Raw genomic sequence first — 14858 nt, forward strand, 5'->3', positions numbered from 1 at the left:
GGGCTGCCGCGGGGGCCGTCACGGCGTAGGGCGCGCGGGGGCGGCCTGTCGGCCGTCCTGCGGTCGTCTGGCCGGCTTGCCGGTCGGCGTCGTTCGGCTTCGTCGAGCGGGCATCTTCTGTCACGCTCGCGGCCCGCGGGCGACGTACCGCGCCCGCGGCACGACACGCACACGGCACGTCGTGCTCGCTCGTGCCCGACGGCGGACGACGGGCGGGGCCCCAGCTGAACGAGCCGTTCCTGTCACGCTCGCGGCCCGGCAGTAACGTACACCGCCCACACCACGACGCGCACGCGGCGAATCCTCCTCTCTCGCCCTCGCTCGCTCGCTCGTGCCCGACGGCAGACGACGGGCGGGGCGGCCCTCAGCCGAACGGGCCGTTCCTGTCACGCTCGCGGTCCGGCAGCAACGTCGACCGCCCACACGATGACGCGCACGCGGCACGTCCTGCTCGCTCGCGCTCGACGGTGCGTCCGGGAGGCACGACCTCCGTTGCGACGGCGGGTCACGACCGCGGGTGCTCGGCTCGCAACCGGGTCGCCTCGATCGCCCGGCTCACCACCGGGACGCCTCGATCGCCCGGGTCGCGTTCCGGCTCGCCCGGGCGGCGTCACTGGCTGATCCAGCTCGCCCGGGCGGCGTCACTCACTGATCCGGCCCCCAAGGTCCTGGACCCCGATCCCGACCGCGTACTGCCAACGCCGTCGAGCGAGCAGGACGCGCCGCACGGGTTCCGTTGAGCGCGCGGAATCCGGCGCGTGCGCACGTCCAGGGTGACGGATGTGGCGCGCTCAGGAACGTGCGTGCTTCGGACGCAACGGACGTGGCACTCGCGGACGGGCGCGGCGCGGGTGACCCGGTCGGGTCAGGAAGCGCGCGATGCCCGGCGGGCGGCGAGCTCGTCGTCGGGGTCGGCAGCCGGGGTCGCGTCGAGCTCAACGAGCGAGCTCTCGACCTCGCGCAGGACCTTGCCGACGGCGATGCCGAACACGCCCTGCCCGCGCGAGACCAGGTCGATGACCTCGTCGTCCGACGTGCACAGGTACACCGAGGCGCCGTCGGACATGAGCGTCGTCTGGGCCAGGTCGGAGACGCCGGACTCGCGGAGCTGGTTCACGGCGGTACGGATCTGCTGAAGCGAGATGCCGGTGTCGAGCAGTCGCTTGACGAGCTTGAGGACGAGGATGTCGCGGAACCCGTAGAGCCGCTGCGAACCCGACCCCGCGGCACCGCGGATGGTGGGCTGCACGAGCTCGGTCCGGGCCCAGTAGTCGAGCTGGCGGTACGAGATGCCGGCGGCCCGGGCGGCGACGGTGCCGCGGTAGCCGTTCTGCTCGTCGTGCTCGGGGAGACCGTCGGTGAAGAGCAGACCGAGGTCGTACCGAGTCATGTCGGACTCGGTACCGGGGGTGTCAGTCCCACTCATGTGCATGCCTTCCACGACGTTCGAGCTCCCACCCGAAGGTTCAACGACGGGTTGAGAGTTGTTCCGGGGTCCACGGTAGCGACTCGGGTGCTCCGCACGCGGCACATCCGGCTCGGCGCGTCCGGCGTGTCGAGGATACGCACCGACCACCGACCGCCGACAGGGGCGGGAGCAGTCACGACCGGCGCGGATCCGCTGCTCATGCGTCGAGACGACCGATGGCCGACCGGATGAGACTCGACCGGATCACCTCGAGCTGCGCGGCGATCTCGCGGGCCATCTCGGTCGCCTTGGCGCGCGACGTGGCGTCCCCGCGGCGGGAGACCGGCATGAGTGCCGACTCGATGAGCCCGACCTCGCGCTCCGCGACGCCACGCATGCTGCGCAGGTGGCGCGGTTCGATCCCGGTGCGCTGGAGGTCGACGAGCGCCTTGAGCACCGCGACGGCGTCGTCCGTGTAGGTGTCGGCCGCGGGCAGCAGCGACGCGGAGACGGCGTCGGAGAGCAGCATCGGCGACGCCCCGGCGGCACGGACGGTCTCGTCGCGGGTGTACCGACGCTCGCGGCCCAGGATCGAGGGCTTCGGTGCGTCTCCCCCGCCCGGCAACACCGGATCGCGCCCGGCGTCGAGGTCGGCCAGGTAGTCCTTGATGACCTTGAGCGGCAGGTAGTGGTCACGCTGCAGCCCGAGGACGATCCGCAGCCGGTCGACGTCGGCCGCCGAGAACTTGCGGTACCCGCTCGCCGTGCGCACGGGAGTGACCAGCTCGCGCTCCTCGAGGAAGCGCAGCTTCGAGCTCGACAGGTCGGGGAACTCGGGCTTGAGACGAGCGAGGACCTGCCCGATGGTGAGCAGGTCCGGGACCGCGGCACCGGTGAGGGCCGCGGCGGACCGCCCGGCCACTACGCGTTCGCCAGGCGCGCCAGGTCGACCCGTGATGCGTAGAACGTGAGGCGGAACTTGCCGACCTGGACCTCGGCCCCGTCGGTGAGCAGCGCTTCGTCGATCCGGACGCCGTCGAAGTACGTGCCGTTGAGCGAGCCGTTGTCCTTGACGCTGAAGGCGGTGCCGTGGCGGAGGAACTCGGCGTGCTTGCGGGACACCGTGACGTCGTCGAGGAAGATGTCGGCGTCGGGGTGCCGACCGACCGTCGTGACGTCGGAGTCGAGGAGGAACCGCGCGCCCACGTTCGGACCGCGTCGGACCACCAGCAGGGCGGAGCCGGAGGGCAACGCGTTGATCGCTTCGCGTTCCTCGACCGACACCCCGGACTCGGGGGTGAGTGCCGCCCCCATGTCCATGCTGAAGGTCAGGGTGGTGTCGACCAGCCGCTGCTCTGGGGTCTTCTGACCGCCGTGCTGCGGGACCACTGGATCTGGCATCGTGGACCTCCTCCTCTTGGCGCCCCAGCGTATCGGAAACCGGTGACCGTGCGGGAGCCCCGAACGAGGCTGTGGAGAAAGCGACAGCCGACGCCCAGGGAACGCATCGAAGATGCCCGCCCCGCACACCGACGACGGACAGGTACCCGCCCGCTCCGACCGGTCGGTCAGCGCCCCCGCGCGAGCAACCAGAGCAGGTACGGCGCGCCGACGACCCCGGTCACGACGCCCACGGGCAGCGCGTTGCCCGGGATCGCGAACTGCGCCACGAGGTCGCTCGCGAGCGTGACCACGGCGCCGACGGCCGCGATCGGCCCGAGGGCGACCCGACCGTTGCCGACGAGCCGCCGGGCGATCGGCGCGGCCATGAGCGCGACGAAGGACACCGGCCCCGCGGTCGCGACCGCCCCCGCCGTCAGGCAGACGGCGGTGAGCAGGAGGAGCACCTTCGCGCGGTCCGGCCGCAGCCCGAGCGCGGCGGCGACGTCGTCCCCGAGCGCGAGCACCGTGAGCCGGGGGGACTGCAGCAGGGCCCCCGTGAGCAGGACGACCACCGTGACCGCGAGCACGCCGACGAGCGTCCGGTCGACGGCGTTGAGGCTGCCCGAGAGCCAGAGGAGCGCGGTCCCGGCCTGCTGCACGGACCCGGAGGTGAGCAGCCAGCCGGTGACGCTCAGGCAGACCGCGGCGACACCGATGCCGACGAGGACCACCCGGTTCCCGGTGATCCCCCGCCGCCAGGACAGTGCGGCGATGACGACCGCGACGAGCACGGCCCCGACCACGACGGCCGCGAACAGGGTGCCGCCGCTCGCACCGAACAGCACGATCGCGGTCAGCCCGGCGGCGCTCGCCCCCGACGTCACCCCGATGACGTCCGGGCTCGCGATCGGGTTCCGCACGACGCTCTGCACGATGCCGCCCGCGACGCCGAGCGCCGCGCCGACGAGGACCGCACCGGCGACCCGGGGCCCGCGGAGCTGCCGGACGACGAAGTCCGACACGGTGTCGCCGTGCCCGACGAGCGCTCCGGCGACCTGGAGCGGGGACAGCGGGATCTCCCCGACGCCGAGACCGACGAGCACGAGGGCCACGAGGAGCAGGAGGACCCCGCCGAGGACGGCGACCTCGCGACGGACGGCGGTCACAGGCCGGTCACCACCCGGGAGCGCACGAGCCAGATGAGCACCGGGGCACCGATGAGCGCGGTCACGATGCCGACCTGCAGCTCCCCCGGGTACGCCACGAGACGGCCCACGACGTCGGCGACGAGCAGGAGCGCGGGCGCGACCAGGGCGGACAGGAGGATCGTCCAGCGCTGGTCGGATCCGCTCAGCCGACGGACGGCGTGCGGCACGGCGAGGCCGACGAACGCGATCGGCCCCGCGGCGGCGACCGCCGACCCCGCCAGCAGGACCGTCACGACGCCGCCGACGACGCGGACGAGCACCACACGCTGTCCGAGCGACGCCGCGAGCTCGTCGCCGAGCGCGAGGGTGTTCAACGAGCGCCCGAGTGCGGCGGCGACGACGAGTCCGACGAGCACCGGCACGGCGATCACCCCGGCGGTCCCGAGGTCCTTGCCCGCGAGCGCCCCGACCTGCCAGAACCGCAGCTGGTCGAGCAGGCTCTGGCTCGTCACGAGCACCGCGGTGGTGACCGAGGACAGGGCGGCCGCGACGACGGCCCCGGCGAGCGCGAGGCCCACGGGCGACAGGCCTCTGCGGGCGACCGCGGCCACGCCGTACACGAGCAGCGCGGCGAGCCCGGCGCCGACGAACGCGAAGGGCAGGTAGGCGGCGGTCCCGCTGATCCCGAGGACCGCGATGCCGACGACGACGGCGAGTGCTGCACCGGCGTTGATGCCGAGCACGCTGGGGTCGGCGAGCGGGTTCCGCGTGACGCCCTGCATGACGGCGCCGGCGACCCCGAGCGCGGCACCGGCGAGCAGCCCGACGACGGTGCGTGGGACGCGGTTGCCGAGGACGATCAGCCCGACCTCGTCCTGCCTGCCGGGGTGCAGCAGGGTGTCGACCACGGTCCCGAGCGGGATCGGACGGGACCCGAGGGCGACCGACAGTGCGACGGCGACCAGCAGCACGACCACGGCGAGCACGGTGGCGAGGACGAGACGGCTGCGCGACGCCGGTGCGGATCGCGGGCGGCGTGCGGGGGTTCGGGAGGAGGACGTGCGCATGGGCGGTGTCGTCAGCCTAACCGCGGCCGCCGAGCCGGACCGGTGGGGCGGGTCCCCGACCGCGCGGGCACGGACGACGACGGCCGGGGACGAGGTGCCCGCACGGTCGTCGCCGCGTGCGGCCTCCTCGTGGCGAGCGCGGAGGTCACACGTGGCTCGCTCATAGGGTCGTCATGGGTTCGGCTCCTGTACTTGCTCCATCGACACCCGCCCGGGTCGTCGAGGACGGATCGACACCGGCGGCGCGAGCCCCGGGTCGGCGACGGACCACCGGAGAGCACCGATGAACGAGACCACGAACCCCGCACCGGCCGACGACCAGCACGGCCGCGGTCAGCACGACGCCGACCGCTCCGCGACCGCACGGCCGACCCCCGGTGCGGCGGGCGGACCGTGGTCCGGACCGGAGGCGCCGCACGCCGACCGGGCCTCGCTCCGCGCGGCGTACGCGTTCGACGGCAGCGGCCCGTGGCTGTACGGCCAGGACGGCTCCGGCCCCTACGCCTACGCGTCGGACGGCCGCGGTCCCTTCCTCGTCGGGAGCACGGCGCTCGGCGGCGTCGGCGGGCCCGGTACGGCCGGCTCCGGGACCACGACACCCAAAGCGGGAGCGCCCGGAACGGCCGCGGGCTCCCCGTCCGCGGGGTGGGCGACGGCGTCCGCGGGGTGGGCGTCGGCGGCCGCGAGCGCGGACCACGCCTCCCCCGCGTGGGGCGGCACCGCGGACCGGCGTGGCCGGAGGCGCCGCCTCGGCCTGGCGATCGGCTCGGGCGTCGCGGCCCTCGCGATCGTCGGTGCGGCCGGCGGCACGGCGTTCGGCCTGTCCTCGCAGCACACCACGACCACCTCGAGCCAGTCGCAGGGGTCGACGACCCTGCCCGGCACCGGCACCGGCAGCGGCAGCGGCTCCGGCACGAACGGCTTCACCGTCCCCGGGGGCGGGAGCGGAACGGGCGGCAGCTCCGGCACCGGTGGCAGCACCGGCAGCGGGACCGGCACCGAGTCCGCCGCGACCCCGGCCACCGCGGCGCAGCAGCGCGGCGTCGTCACGATCGACACCGTCGTCGGGTACGACGACTCGTCCCGCGCGGCCGGCACGGGCATGGTGCTGACGGCGGACGGCACGGTCCTGACGAACAACCACGTCGTGCAGGGCGCGACGAGCATCACGGCCACCGACGAGACGACCGGGAAGCAGTACACCGCCCAGGTGGTCGGGACCGACGCCACGCACGACGTCGCCGTGCTCCGGTTGCAGGGCGCCTCCGGCCTGTCGACGGTGACGCTCGACGACGACGGCGAGCCGCGGACCGGCGACACCGTGACCGACGTGGGCAACGCGGGTGGGACCGGTGACCTCGTCGCCGCGCAGGGCACCGTGACCGCACTCGGTCAGGACATCCAGGTGCAGAGCGAGTCCGGCACCGGGACCGAGTCGCTGCAGGGCCTCATCGAGGTCGCCGCGGACATCGTGCCCGGCGACTCCGGCGGCCCGGTCGTCGACGCCGAGGGCGAGGTCGTCGGCATGGCCACGGCCGCGTCCTCCGGCTCGGCCGACGTCACCGGCTACGCGATCCCGATCGCGACCGCCAAGGCGATCGCCTCGCAGATCCTGTCCGGCGAGGCGTCCGACACCGTCACCATCGGCCTGCCGGCGTTCCTCGGCGTCGAGGTGTCCTCGGCGCAGGGCACGGGGACGGGCGTCGCGGTGGCGGGCACCGTCGAGGGCTCCGGCGCGGCCGCTGCCGGTCTCGTCGCGGGCGACACGGTGACGAGCCTCGACGGCACCGCCGTGACGAGCAGCGACGCCCTCACCGCCGCGGTCCGCACCCACGCCGTCGGTGACCGCGTCCAGGTCGGCTACACCGACGCCACCGGTGCGGCGAAGACCGTGACGGTGACCCTGACGGTCGGCCCCGCCGCCTGATCCCGGACCGACGACCGCCCCGGACCGGGACGACCGCCGCCGACCCGGTCAGGGCGTCAGGCGGTCAGGACCGCGCGCACCACGCTCCGGTACACGTTCGCCGGGGAGTCCGTCCGGAAGGCCGTCTCCCCGGCGACCGTGCGTCCGACGCGCGCGAAGCCGTGACCGGCAGCGTGCACGATCGTCACGGGCTCCGGGCGGCCGGGACGGCGCAGGTGCGACACGGTCCACGGAGCGGCCCAGAAGCGGGCGAGGCGGGGGTCGCCGTCGGCGACCGCCGGCGGCAGGTCCGGCACGTCGGGTCCGCCGCCCGCCCTGCGGGCGAGCAGGTCGGCCCGGAGCGACCCCGTGCGGAACGAGAAGGTCCACGTCGGACCGATGCCGAGCCTCCCGGCCAGGAGCGCGACCGTCCGCTCGGGCGGCAGGGACGCGACCACGACGTCGTCGGCACCGTCGACGACGGTGTCGGACCAGGCCTGGAGGCGCGTCCTGCGCCCGTCGGGCAACTGCTGTTCCAGGGTGACCGGCTCGGTGCCGTCCTGCCAGGGCACGAGGAGCGCCTGCGTCGGCTCCGGCAGGGTGCCGAGCCGGCCGACCAGGCCGGCCTCGACGAGTTCGCGGCCCGCCTCGGTGCGGAGCACGGTCGGGTTCCAGCGTCGGCCGACGAGCCCCTGGAGCGTCCCGAGCGCGGCCGCGCTGATGCGCGGACCGTCGAGGAGCGGCTCGGGCGGGGCCTCCGGGAGCGGTTCGAGCTCCCGCTGCGGTCGCGCCGGGGCGGGCTCGGTGGCCCGCACGCCGTCGAGGACCGCGAAGACGAGGTCGTCGGTCGCGAGCAGGCGCGCGAGCGGGCGCTCGACCGTGACGTCGACGCGGTGCCGACCGGTGACGAAGAGCAGGTGGGCCCCGGCGACGTCGCGCTCGTCGTCCGGGCGTACGTACTCGACGAGGCGCGCGGGGGCACCGGCGGCCGTCCAGGCGTCGCAGCCGACCAGGCGGAGGCCCTCGACCGAGCCCGGGAGCCGCTCGAGCAGACCGGTGTGCTCCTCGGCGATGGTGCGCTCGCTCGGGCGGGACCGCACGGTGAGCACGACGTCGTCACCGGTGAGGCGGAGGTCCGCCTGCGGGTGCTCCTCGCGGCGCCAGTGGTCGGGGCGGCGGAGGGTCAGCCGGGCGGTCCGGTCCTCGGTGCCGAGGGGGACGGGAGCGGGCATGCCCCGAGGCTACGGGTGGGGTGCTGCGCGGACGGACGCGGCTCGCCGGGAGCGTCCGGGACACGAGGTCGGGCGGTGGTGGCTCACGGTGCCCGGCGGGGTCGGCGCTCGGGTGGCGGTGGCACGGGCTTCGCGGCCACGACGTCGTCGAGCGGGACCTCGACCGGGCCTCGGCGGGTGTCGACGGTGACGGTCGTCGCCGTCCGGGCCGTCAGCGCCCCGAGGGCGTCCCGGGCGCCGTCACCGTGCCGGGCGCGCACGACGAGCCGGTCACCGAGGGCCGCGGCGCTGAGCACCGCGAGGGCGCGGGACCGGGCGAGGGCGTCCTGGTCGGTCGCCGCCGGGGGTGCGACGGGACCGGTCGGCGCCGGCGGACGGGCCGCGGCGTGGTCGACCCCGCCACCCGGTTCGCCGCCCGTCGTGCCGCCGGTCGTGTGGTCGCTCGGGTGGTCCTGCACGCTCCCGACGGTAGCGGGCGCGGTCCGGGTCGCGCCGGGTCGGCACGCCTAGGGTGGACGGATGGACAAGGCACGCGTCGACAGCTGGATCTGGGCGGTGCGGATCACGAAGACCCGCTCCGCGGCGACCGCGGCGTGCAAGGCCGGCCACGTCCGGGTGAACGGCGAACGCGCGAAGCCGGCGCAGACGGTCGGTCCGGGCGACGAGGTCCGCGTGCGCCAGGCCGGGTTCGACCGGATCGTCGTCGTGACGGGGATCATCCTCAAGCGCACGAGCGCGCCCGAGGCCGCGAAGCACTTCGAGGACCGCACGCCGCCGCGGCTCCCCCGCGAGGAGGCCGGGTTCGTCCCGATGCGCGACCCCGGGACCGGGCGGCCGAGCAAGCGGGAGCGCCGCGACCTCGAGAAGCTCCGCGGGTACTGAACCCCCGCAGTCCGGTCAGCGTAGCCCGGTCGGTCCGGTCCGGTCGGTCAGACGAAGCGGACGGTCTGCTGCATCCGGTCGCGGACGTCGAACACGTCGACGCTGCCCTCGGGCGACCACACGCCGCTGAGCACCTGACCGAGTGCGCTGCGCCGGACCACGAACGCCGTGGGCTTCCGCGGGGAGCCGACGACCTGCACGTCCTCGTCGACGGCGCCGTCCAGGACGACCAGGAGACGCCCGGTGAAGCGGACCCGCGTCTGCTTCTGCACGGCTCGGGCCGCGCGCACGAGTTCCTTGACCGGCCGCTCCCCCGGTGCGAGCGTCTCGCCGACGACCTCGCCGTGCTCGATGCGCACCGGACCGCCCCAGTCGATCGACTCGACGGCCCAGAGCCCGCTCGGGGTGAGCACCGCGTGGTCGAGCTTGCCCTCGGCCCCGGCGTCGAGGTCGTGCCACACCGTCACGCCGATGCCCATGCCGGCGACGATCGCGGCGGTGGCCTCCTCTGCCAGGGCCTCGCCGAGGAGGCGCCGGACGTGCCGCGGGGCGGAGCGGACGAGCGCGGGGTCGTACGGGTCCTCGATCGGGTCGCCGAGGCCGACCCACTCCCGCTCGGCCTGCAGGAACACCTCGCGCGACCGACCGCCGGGGTGTCCGTGGGACCGCGCCCGGGGGCGGGAGTCGCGACGCGCTGCCGGAGGTGCGTACTCGTCGCGACCGGAGCCGTCCCTCCAGACCGAGGAGCCCGACGGACCGGACGCGCCCTGCCCGCTCGTGGCGCGCGATCCCGCGTCGTAGGCCCGGCGTGCCGCGGGCGTGCCGATGCGTTCCCAGGCGAGCTGCACCTGGCGGAAGCGTCGGGGGTCGCCGCCGAGGTCGGGGTGGGACTCGCGGGCGGCGCGACGGTACGCGCGGCGCAGGTCGTCGTCGTCGGCGGTCGCGGGGACGCCGAGGACCTCGTAGGGGGTGGCGTCGGCCGGGCTGTCGGTCATGGCCCTGCGACAGTACCCGAGGCGGGGTCGGAGCCGGCCGCGTGCGGGCTGCACGGCGGCTGGACGCCTGCCGCCGGTCAGGGCGCGGTGACGGCGTCCCGGATCGCGTCGGCGTTCGCCTCGAGGTACGCCACGTCGGCGCGGTAGAGCTCCGCGTGCCCGTGCTCCAGGTCGCTGACGAACTTCGGGTTGCCGGCGGCGGCCTCGGTCTCCATCGTCGTGACGAGGGCGACGAGGGACGCCGTCATCGTGTCGACGAGGACACCGCGCGACCGGTCGTCCAGGCCGTAGGCGCGGCAGAACTCCGCGGCGCGGGCGAGCCGCTCGCCCAGGGACGGTGCGGTGCTCCCCTCGACGACGCCCGTCGTGAAGGGGGCGAACCGGTAGACGGCGCTCGCGACGTCCCAGACCCGCGGGCCGGGGTGCGCGGTGTCGAAGTCGATGAGGCCGCTCGCGGCGATGCCGTCGTAGACGCAGTTGTAGGGGGCGAAGTCGCCGTGCACGATCGTCTCGACCGGCAGCCGCTCGGCCTGCGACCACACGTCGGCGGCGCTGCGCGGGTACGTGGCGGCGGCGTCGTGGTACTGCCGGAGCAGCCGGGCCGAGGTGACGAGCGCGGCCTCGCTCGCGATCTCCGCGGTCCACGGGTAGTTGCCCGCGGTGCCCGGGACGAAGGTCACCGTCTCGAGGACGTCGCCGAGGGCGATCGGTTCCGGTGCGGCGACGAAGCCCTGCTCGTGCAGGTGCGCGAGCAGGTGGTGCACGGTCGGTGTCCACGGCCCCGCAGGACGGTGGACACGGTCGTCGGCTCTCGTGACGCGTTCCATCGTGGACCTCCTGTCGGCACGTCTCCGTCGACGTGGGGGCCAGCGTACCGGCGACGGGGCCCCGGTGGGCGATCTGGTCGCGATCCGCTGTCAGGGCGTCGCGGGAGCACCCTGCTGCCCCCGCCCGCGATCGCGGTCAGGGCGTCGTCGGAGCGCCCTCGTGGTCCTGCTCGCGGAACCACCCGGGGCCGCGCACCTCGGCACCGAGCGCCTCGACGCGGGACCGCAGGCCACGGTCCGCCGTGACCACGACGACGGGCGCGTCGCCCGCGTCGACGGCGGCTCCGGCGGCCGCCACGATCGCGTCGTCCCCGGACCCCTCGGCACGCACGACCTCGACCGTGCCCGCGGCGTCGGCAGCGGCACGGGCCTCGCCCTCGAGGACCACGGTCCACCGCGGCCACCACCGGGTGAACCCGAGCCCGAGCGACGCCGCCGGCAACCCGGCCGCGGCGAGCGCCGTCACGGTGTCGAGCAGCCGTCCGGCCGCGCCCGCCCGGTCGCGCCACCACCCGTCCGGCACGCTGCCGACGACGTTCGCGGCGTCGACGACGACGTGCGGGGTGGTCGGCACCGCGGCACGGAGCGCGGGCCAGGAGGCGCCGAACCCGGGGTGGAGCGGCAGGTCGTCGACCTCGTCGACGGGCACCCAGGACAGCGCGAGGCTCTCGCGGTCGGCGATCACCGGTTCGAAGGGCCGGGAGGCGCGCCCCACGACGGTCGTGTAGGTCCAGAACCCCAGGTCGAGCACGGACGTGTGCCGCAGGGTGACGCCGTCGGCCGGCACGCCGGCCTCCTCGGCGGACTCGCGGAGCGCCGCGCGCACGGGGTCCTCGCCCTGGTGGCGGGCGCCGCCCGGGATCCCCCAGGTGCCGCCGTGGTGGCTCCACTCGACGCGGTGCTGCAGGAGCACCCGTCCGGCGCCGTCGTCGACGAGCAACCCGGCGGCGCCGAAGCGGCCCCAGGCCTTGGTGCCGTCGGGTCCGACCGCCCAGGCGTCCCCGGGGTCGCGGGGGCCGGGTGGCGGTCCGGGAGGCGTTGCGCGCTGCACCCGTCAACCCTGGCACAGGGTCCCCCGGGTCCGTCCGGCGAGGTCGCTGGACGTCACCGCGCGGCCCGTCCCCCGACCGGAGGACCGGGCGAGGACCGGGCGCGGGCCGGGCGGCGGGCCGGACGACGGGCCGGGCGGCGGACCGGTGGTTGACGCTCGCCGACGCCCCTCCCGCAGGGCCCCGGAGCTCGTGTACGGTGACGCTCGAGACACGGGGTGCCGCCACCGGGCGGCTGAGATCACACCCGTCGAACCTGCTCGAGCTCGTACTCGCGAAGGGATCGTCCATGGAGAACGCTGCGCCCTCCCCTGCCTGGGCACACCGCACCGCCGAACTGCTCGAGGCCGTCCGCGCCCGGGCACCGCTCGTGCAGTGCATCACGAACACGGTGGTGCAGAACGTCACCGCGAACGTGCTGCTCGCGCTCGGCGCCTCGGCCGCGATGGTCGACGTGCCGACCGAGGCCGGGCCGTTCGCCCGCGTCGCGGACGCCCTGCTCGTGAACACGGGCACGCCGCACGCGGAGCCGCGGGTCGCGTCCGTCGAGGCCGCCACCGCCGCCGTCGACGCCGGCACCCCCTGGGTGCTCGACCCGGTCGCGGTCGGCTCGCTCCCGGTGCGCACCGCGCTCGCCCGCGAGCTCCTCGCGCTCCGTCCCACGGTGCTGCGCGGCAACGCCTCCGAGGTCCTCGCCGTGCTCGGCGCCTCGGCCGGCGGGCGCGGCGTGGACAGCACGGTCGGCCCCGACGACGCGCTCGCGGCCGCCGTCGCCGCGTCGGACGGGAGGAGCGTGGGCGCGCTGGCCGTGTCGGGTCCGGTCGACCTGCTGGTCGCGCCCGGCACCGGGACCGTGCGCGTCGCGAACGGCACGGAACTGCTCACGCGGATCACGGGCGGCGGGTGTGCCCTCGGCGCCGTCGTCGCCGCCTTCACCGCGGTCGCCCCGGACGACCCCGGTGCGGCAGCCGTCGCGGCCACCGTGGTGCACACGGTCGCGGCCGAGCTCGCCGCCCGGGACGCCGGCGGTCCGGGCACGTTCCAGCCGCTCTTCCTCGACCGGCTGGCCGCGCTGACCCCGGACGACGTTGTCCGCGAGGCCCGCGTCACGGTCACGGCCGCCCCGGTCGGTGCCGGCTCGACGGACGGCGTCCGGTCGTGACCGCCGACCTCGGCGTGTACCTGGTCACCGACGGGGCGCTCTGCGACCGGCACGGCGTCGGCGTGCTCGGCGTCGTCCGCGCCGCGGTGCAGGCCGGCGTCCGGACCGTGCAGGTGCGCGACAAGACGGCCTCGGCACGGGACCTGCTCGCGCTGACCGCGGCCGTCGCCGACGCGGTGGGCGACCGTGCCACGGTGGTGGTCGACGACCGCCTCGACGTCGCGCTCGCCGCCCGGGTCGCCGGACACCGGGTCGCCGGGGTGCACCTCGGACAGTCCGACCTGCCCGTCACGGCCGCGCGGACACTCCTCGGCCCGGACGCCCACGTCGGCCTCACCGCGAACACGCCGGCGCACCTGGCCGCCGTCGACCGGCTGCCCCGCGGCACCGTCGACCTGCTCGGCGTCGGGGTCGTGCACCCCACCTCGACGAAGCCCGACCACCCGGCACCGCTCGGCCACGCGGGGGTCGCGCGGACCGCGGCCGCCACCGACGTGCCGTGCGTGGCCATCGGCGGCGTGGGCCTCGACGACGTCCCGGCGCTCCGCGCGGCCGGCGTCGCCGGGGTGGCCGTGGTGTCCGGGATCTGCGCGGCGCCCGACCCCGGCGCGGCGGCGGCCGCGTACCTGGCGGCGTGGGCCGGCGTCGCCGACCTCCGCGACGGGGTCGGAGCCGACCACGGGACGGAGCCGGACCCGACCGCGGGCGGCGATCCGCGCCTCCAGGCCGGTGCCGTGCCGGACGGGGGCCGACGGTGACCCGGCCGACGGTCGCGGGCGGGGACCCGCGTCCGGTCGTGCCGCGCGTGCTGGCGATCGCGGGGACCGACCCGACCGGCGGCGCGGGGCTGCAGGCCGACCTCAAGGCGATCGCGGCGCACGACGGCTACGGGATGGGCGTGGTGACCGCGCTCGTGGCGCAGAACACGCACGGCGTGCGGTCGGTGCACGTGCCCGACGTGCGGTTCCTGCGGGAGCAGCTCGACGCCGTGTCCGACGACGTCGAGGTCGACGCCGTGAAGGTCGGGATGCTCGGCACCGCGGCCGTCGTGCGCGAGGTGACCGCGTGGCTCCGCGAGCACCGGCCGCCGGTGGTCGTCGTCGACCCGGTGATGGTGGCCACGAGCGGCGACCGGCTGCTCGACGAGGACGCCACCGACGCGGTGCGCGCGCTGCTCGGCGTCGCCGACCTCGTGACGCCGAACCGACCGGAGCTCGCCGTGCTGGCGGAGCTCGCCGGGGACGCCGACGCCGCGGACCCGGCGCTCCTCGTCGCGCGGACCTGGGACGTCCGGGTGCTGGCGAAGGGCGGGCACGACGACGGACCGACCGCGGACGACGAACTCGTGGCGCCGTCCGGCGAGCGGCGGACCTTCTCGGCGCCGCGGGTCGCGACGACGAACACGCACGGGACCGGGTGCTCGCTGTCGAGCGCGGTCGCGACGCTCGCGGCCGCCTCGGGCGACTGGGAGCTCGCGGTCGGCGAGGCGAAGGACTGGCTCGGGCAGGCGCTCGGCGGGGCGGACGCGCTGCGGGTCGGGAGCGGGAACGGACCCGTCGACCACGGTGCCGCCGTGCGCGCGCTGCTGCCGGAGCGGCGGTGGACGGACCGCTGGTGGGCCGACGTGGCGGGGGTGCTCGAGGAGACGCTCGCGACGCCGTTCCTGGTCGGGCTGCGGGACGGGTCGCTGCCGGCGGACGTGTTCGCGGGGTACCTGGCGCAGGACGTGCACTACCTGCGGGCGTACCAGGGGCACCTCGAGGCGCTGGCGCGGGCGGCGAGCGGGGACGGGTCGGGGG

At 75.9% G+C, this 14858-nt stretch carries 15 protein-coding genes and 1 riboswitch; of the genes, 5 read left to right on the forward strand and 10 right to left on the reverse strand.

Features of this window, described 5'->3' with window-relative positions; genetic code table 11:
- Positions 1-865: 865 nt before the first annotated feature.
- The 5 genes from BEP24_RS13755 to BEP24_RS13775 form a co-directional block, all read right to left on the reverse strand.
- Positions 866-1390: a MerR family transcriptional regulator gene (locus BEP24_RS13755; RefSeq protein WP_114850857.1), complete on the reverse strand. Its 525-nt coding sequence runs from the start codon at positions 1388-1390 to the stop codon at positions 866-868.
- A gap of 235 nt (positions 1391-1625) precedes the next feature.
- Positions 1626-2330 (reverse strand): MerR family transcriptional regulator, encoded by a 705-nt coding sequence (locus tag BEP24_RS13760; RefSeq protein ID WP_065964341.1) that lies wholly within the window; start codon positions 2328-2330, stop codon positions 1626-1628.
- On the reverse strand, positions 2330-2809 hold the full coding sequence (locus BEP24_RS13765) for an FHA domain-containing protein (RefSeq protein ID WP_065964342.1): 480 nt from the start codon (positions 2807-2809) through the stop codon (positions 2330-2332). The genes BEP24_RS13760 and BEP24_RS13765 overlap by 1 nt, the downstream gene beginning before the upstream one ends.
- Before the next feature lie 167 nt (positions 2810-2976).
- A complete protein-coding gene (locus tag BEP24_RS13770) occupies positions 2977-3957 on the reverse strand; it encodes an iron chelate uptake ABC transporter family permease subunit (protein WP_065964346.1) in 981 nt (326 codons plus the stop codon).
- Entirely contained in the window at positions 3954-5006 is a 1053-nt protein-coding gene (locus BEP24_RS13775; protein ID WP_065964348.1) for an iron chelate uptake ABC transporter family permease subunit, read from the reverse strand. The genes BEP24_RS13770 and BEP24_RS13775 overlap by 4 nt, the downstream gene beginning before the upstream one ends.
- Positions 5007-5289: 283 nt before the next feature.
- Between BEP24_RS13775 and BEP24_RS13780 the strand changes: the two genes are divergently transcribed.
- Positions 5290-6933, forward strand: a complete 1644-nt coding sequence (locus BEP24_RS13780) for a trypsin-like peptidase domain-containing protein (protein ID WP_083230375.1) — start codon at positions 5290-5292, stop codon at positions 6931-6933.
- A gap of 56 nt (positions 6934-6989) precedes the next feature.
- On the opposite strand, the gene BEP24_RS13785 is transcribed toward BEP24_RS13780, so the two are convergent.
- Together BEP24_RS13785 and BEP24_RS18080 are read right to left on the reverse strand one after the other, a co-directional pair.
- Positions 6990-8144 carry a hypothetical protein gene (locus tag BEP24_RS13785; RefSeq protein WP_065964350.1) on the reverse strand — a complete coding sequence of 385 codons (1155 nt, stop codon included), beginning with the start codon at positions 8142-8144 and terminating at the stop codon, positions 6990-6992.
- Between the two features lie 83 nt (positions 8145-8227).
- Positions 8228-8602: a hypothetical protein gene (locus BEP24_RS18080; protein ID WP_253181699.1), complete on the reverse strand. Its 375-nt coding sequence runs from the start codon at positions 8600-8602 to the stop codon at positions 8228-8230.
- 61 nt (positions 8603-8663) lie between these two features.
- On the opposite strand from BEP24_RS18080, the gene BEP24_RS13795 reads away from it, so the two are divergent.
- Positions 8664-9026, forward strand: a complete 363-nt coding sequence (locus BEP24_RS13795) for an RNA-binding S4 domain-containing protein (RefSeq protein ID WP_065964352.1) — start codon at positions 8664-8666, stop codon at positions 9024-9026.
- A gap of 47 nt (positions 9027-9073) precedes the next feature.
- Here BEP24_RS13795 and BEP24_RS13800 read toward each other — a convergent pair whose 3' ends face one another.
- From BEP24_RS13800 to BEP24_RS13810, 3 genes are all read right to left on the reverse strand, one after another.
- A complete protein-coding gene (locus BEP24_RS13800) occupies positions 9074-10021 on the reverse strand; it encodes a DnaJ domain-containing protein (RefSeq protein WP_065964354.1) in 948 nt (315 codons plus the stop codon).
- A gap of 77 nt (positions 10022-10098) precedes the next feature.
- Positions 10099-10785 carry an aminoglycoside phosphotransferase family protein gene (locus BEP24_RS13805; protein WP_216093145.1) on the reverse strand — a complete coding sequence of 229 codons (687 nt, stop codon included), beginning with the start codon at positions 10783-10785 and terminating at the stop codon, positions 10099-10101.
- A gap of 199 nt (positions 10786-10984) precedes the next feature.
- The gene (locus BEP24_RS13810; RefSeq protein ID WP_065964358.1) at positions 10985-11899 is read right to left on the reverse strand and encodes an NUDIX hydrolase; all 915 of its coding nucleotides are present in this window, start codon (positions 11897-11899) and stop codon (positions 10985-10987) included.
- 202 nt (positions 11900-12101) lie between these two features.
- Positions 12102-12198: riboswitch (TPP riboswitch) on the forward strand.
- Between BEP24_RS13810 and thiM the strand changes: the two genes are divergently transcribed.
- The 3 genes from thiM to thiD all read left to right on the forward strand — a co-directional run.
- On the forward strand, positions 12187-13059 hold the full coding sequence (gene thiM, locus BEP24_RS13815) for a hydroxyethylthiazole kinase (RefSeq protein WP_065964360.1): 873 nt from the start codon (positions 12187-12189) through the stop codon (positions 13057-13059). (Overlaps the previous riboswitch by 12 nt.)
- On the forward strand, positions 13056-13817 hold the full coding sequence (gene thiE / locus BEP24_RS13820; RefSeq protein WP_083230376.1) for a thiamine phosphate synthase: 762 nt from the start codon (positions 13056-13058) through the stop codon (positions 13815-13817). The genes thiM and thiE overlap by 4 nt, the downstream gene beginning before the upstream one ends.
- Positions 13814-14858 (forward strand): bifunctional hydroxymethylpyrimidine kinase/phosphomethylpyrimidine kinase (thiD, locus tag BEP24_RS13825; protein ID WP_065964361.1); only part of this gene is annotated, 1045 nt, incomplete at its 3' end. The genes thiE and thiD, both read left to right, overlap by 4 nt.

Source organism: Curtobacterium sp. UCD-KPL2560 (genome assembly GCF_001705035.1).
Lineage (GTDB): Bacteria > Actinomycetota > Actinomycetes > Actinomycetales > Microbacteriaceae > Curtobacterium.

Bases quoted from the DNA above. Each gene is read 5' to 3' on its own strand.
- BEP24_RS13755 (WP_114850857.1), bottom strand. From the start codon at position 1,390: ATGACTCGGTACGACCTCGGTCTGCTCTTCACCGACGGTCTCCCCGAG.
- BEP24_RS13765 (WP_065964342.1), bottom strand. From the start codon at position 2,809: ATGCCAGATCCAGTGGTCCCGCAGCACGGCGGTCAGAAGACCCCAGAG.
- BEP24_RS13775 (WP_065964348.1), bottom strand. From the start codon at position 5,006: ATGCGCACGTCCTCCTCCCGAACCCCCGCACGCCGCCCGCGATCCGCA.
- BEP24_RS13780 (WP_083230375.1), top strand. From the start codon at position 5,290: ATGAACGAGACCACGAACCCCGCACCGGCCGACGACCAGCACGGCCGC.
- BEP24_RS13785 (WP_065964350.1), bottom strand. From the start codon at position 8,144: ATGCCCGCTCCCGTCCCCCTCGGCACCGAGGACCGGACCGCCCGGCTG.
- BEP24_RS13795 (WP_065964352.1), top strand. From the start codon at position 8,664: ATGGACAAGGCACGCGTCGACAGCTGGATCTGGGCGGTGCGGATCACG.
- BEP24_RS13800 (WP_065964354.1), bottom strand. From the start codon at position 10,021: ATGACCGACAGCCCGGCCGACGCCACCCCCTACGAGGTCCTCGGCGTC.
- thiM (WP_065964360.1), top strand. From the start codon at position 12,187: ATGGAGAACGCTGCGCCCTCCCCTGCCTGGGCACACCGCACCGCCGAA.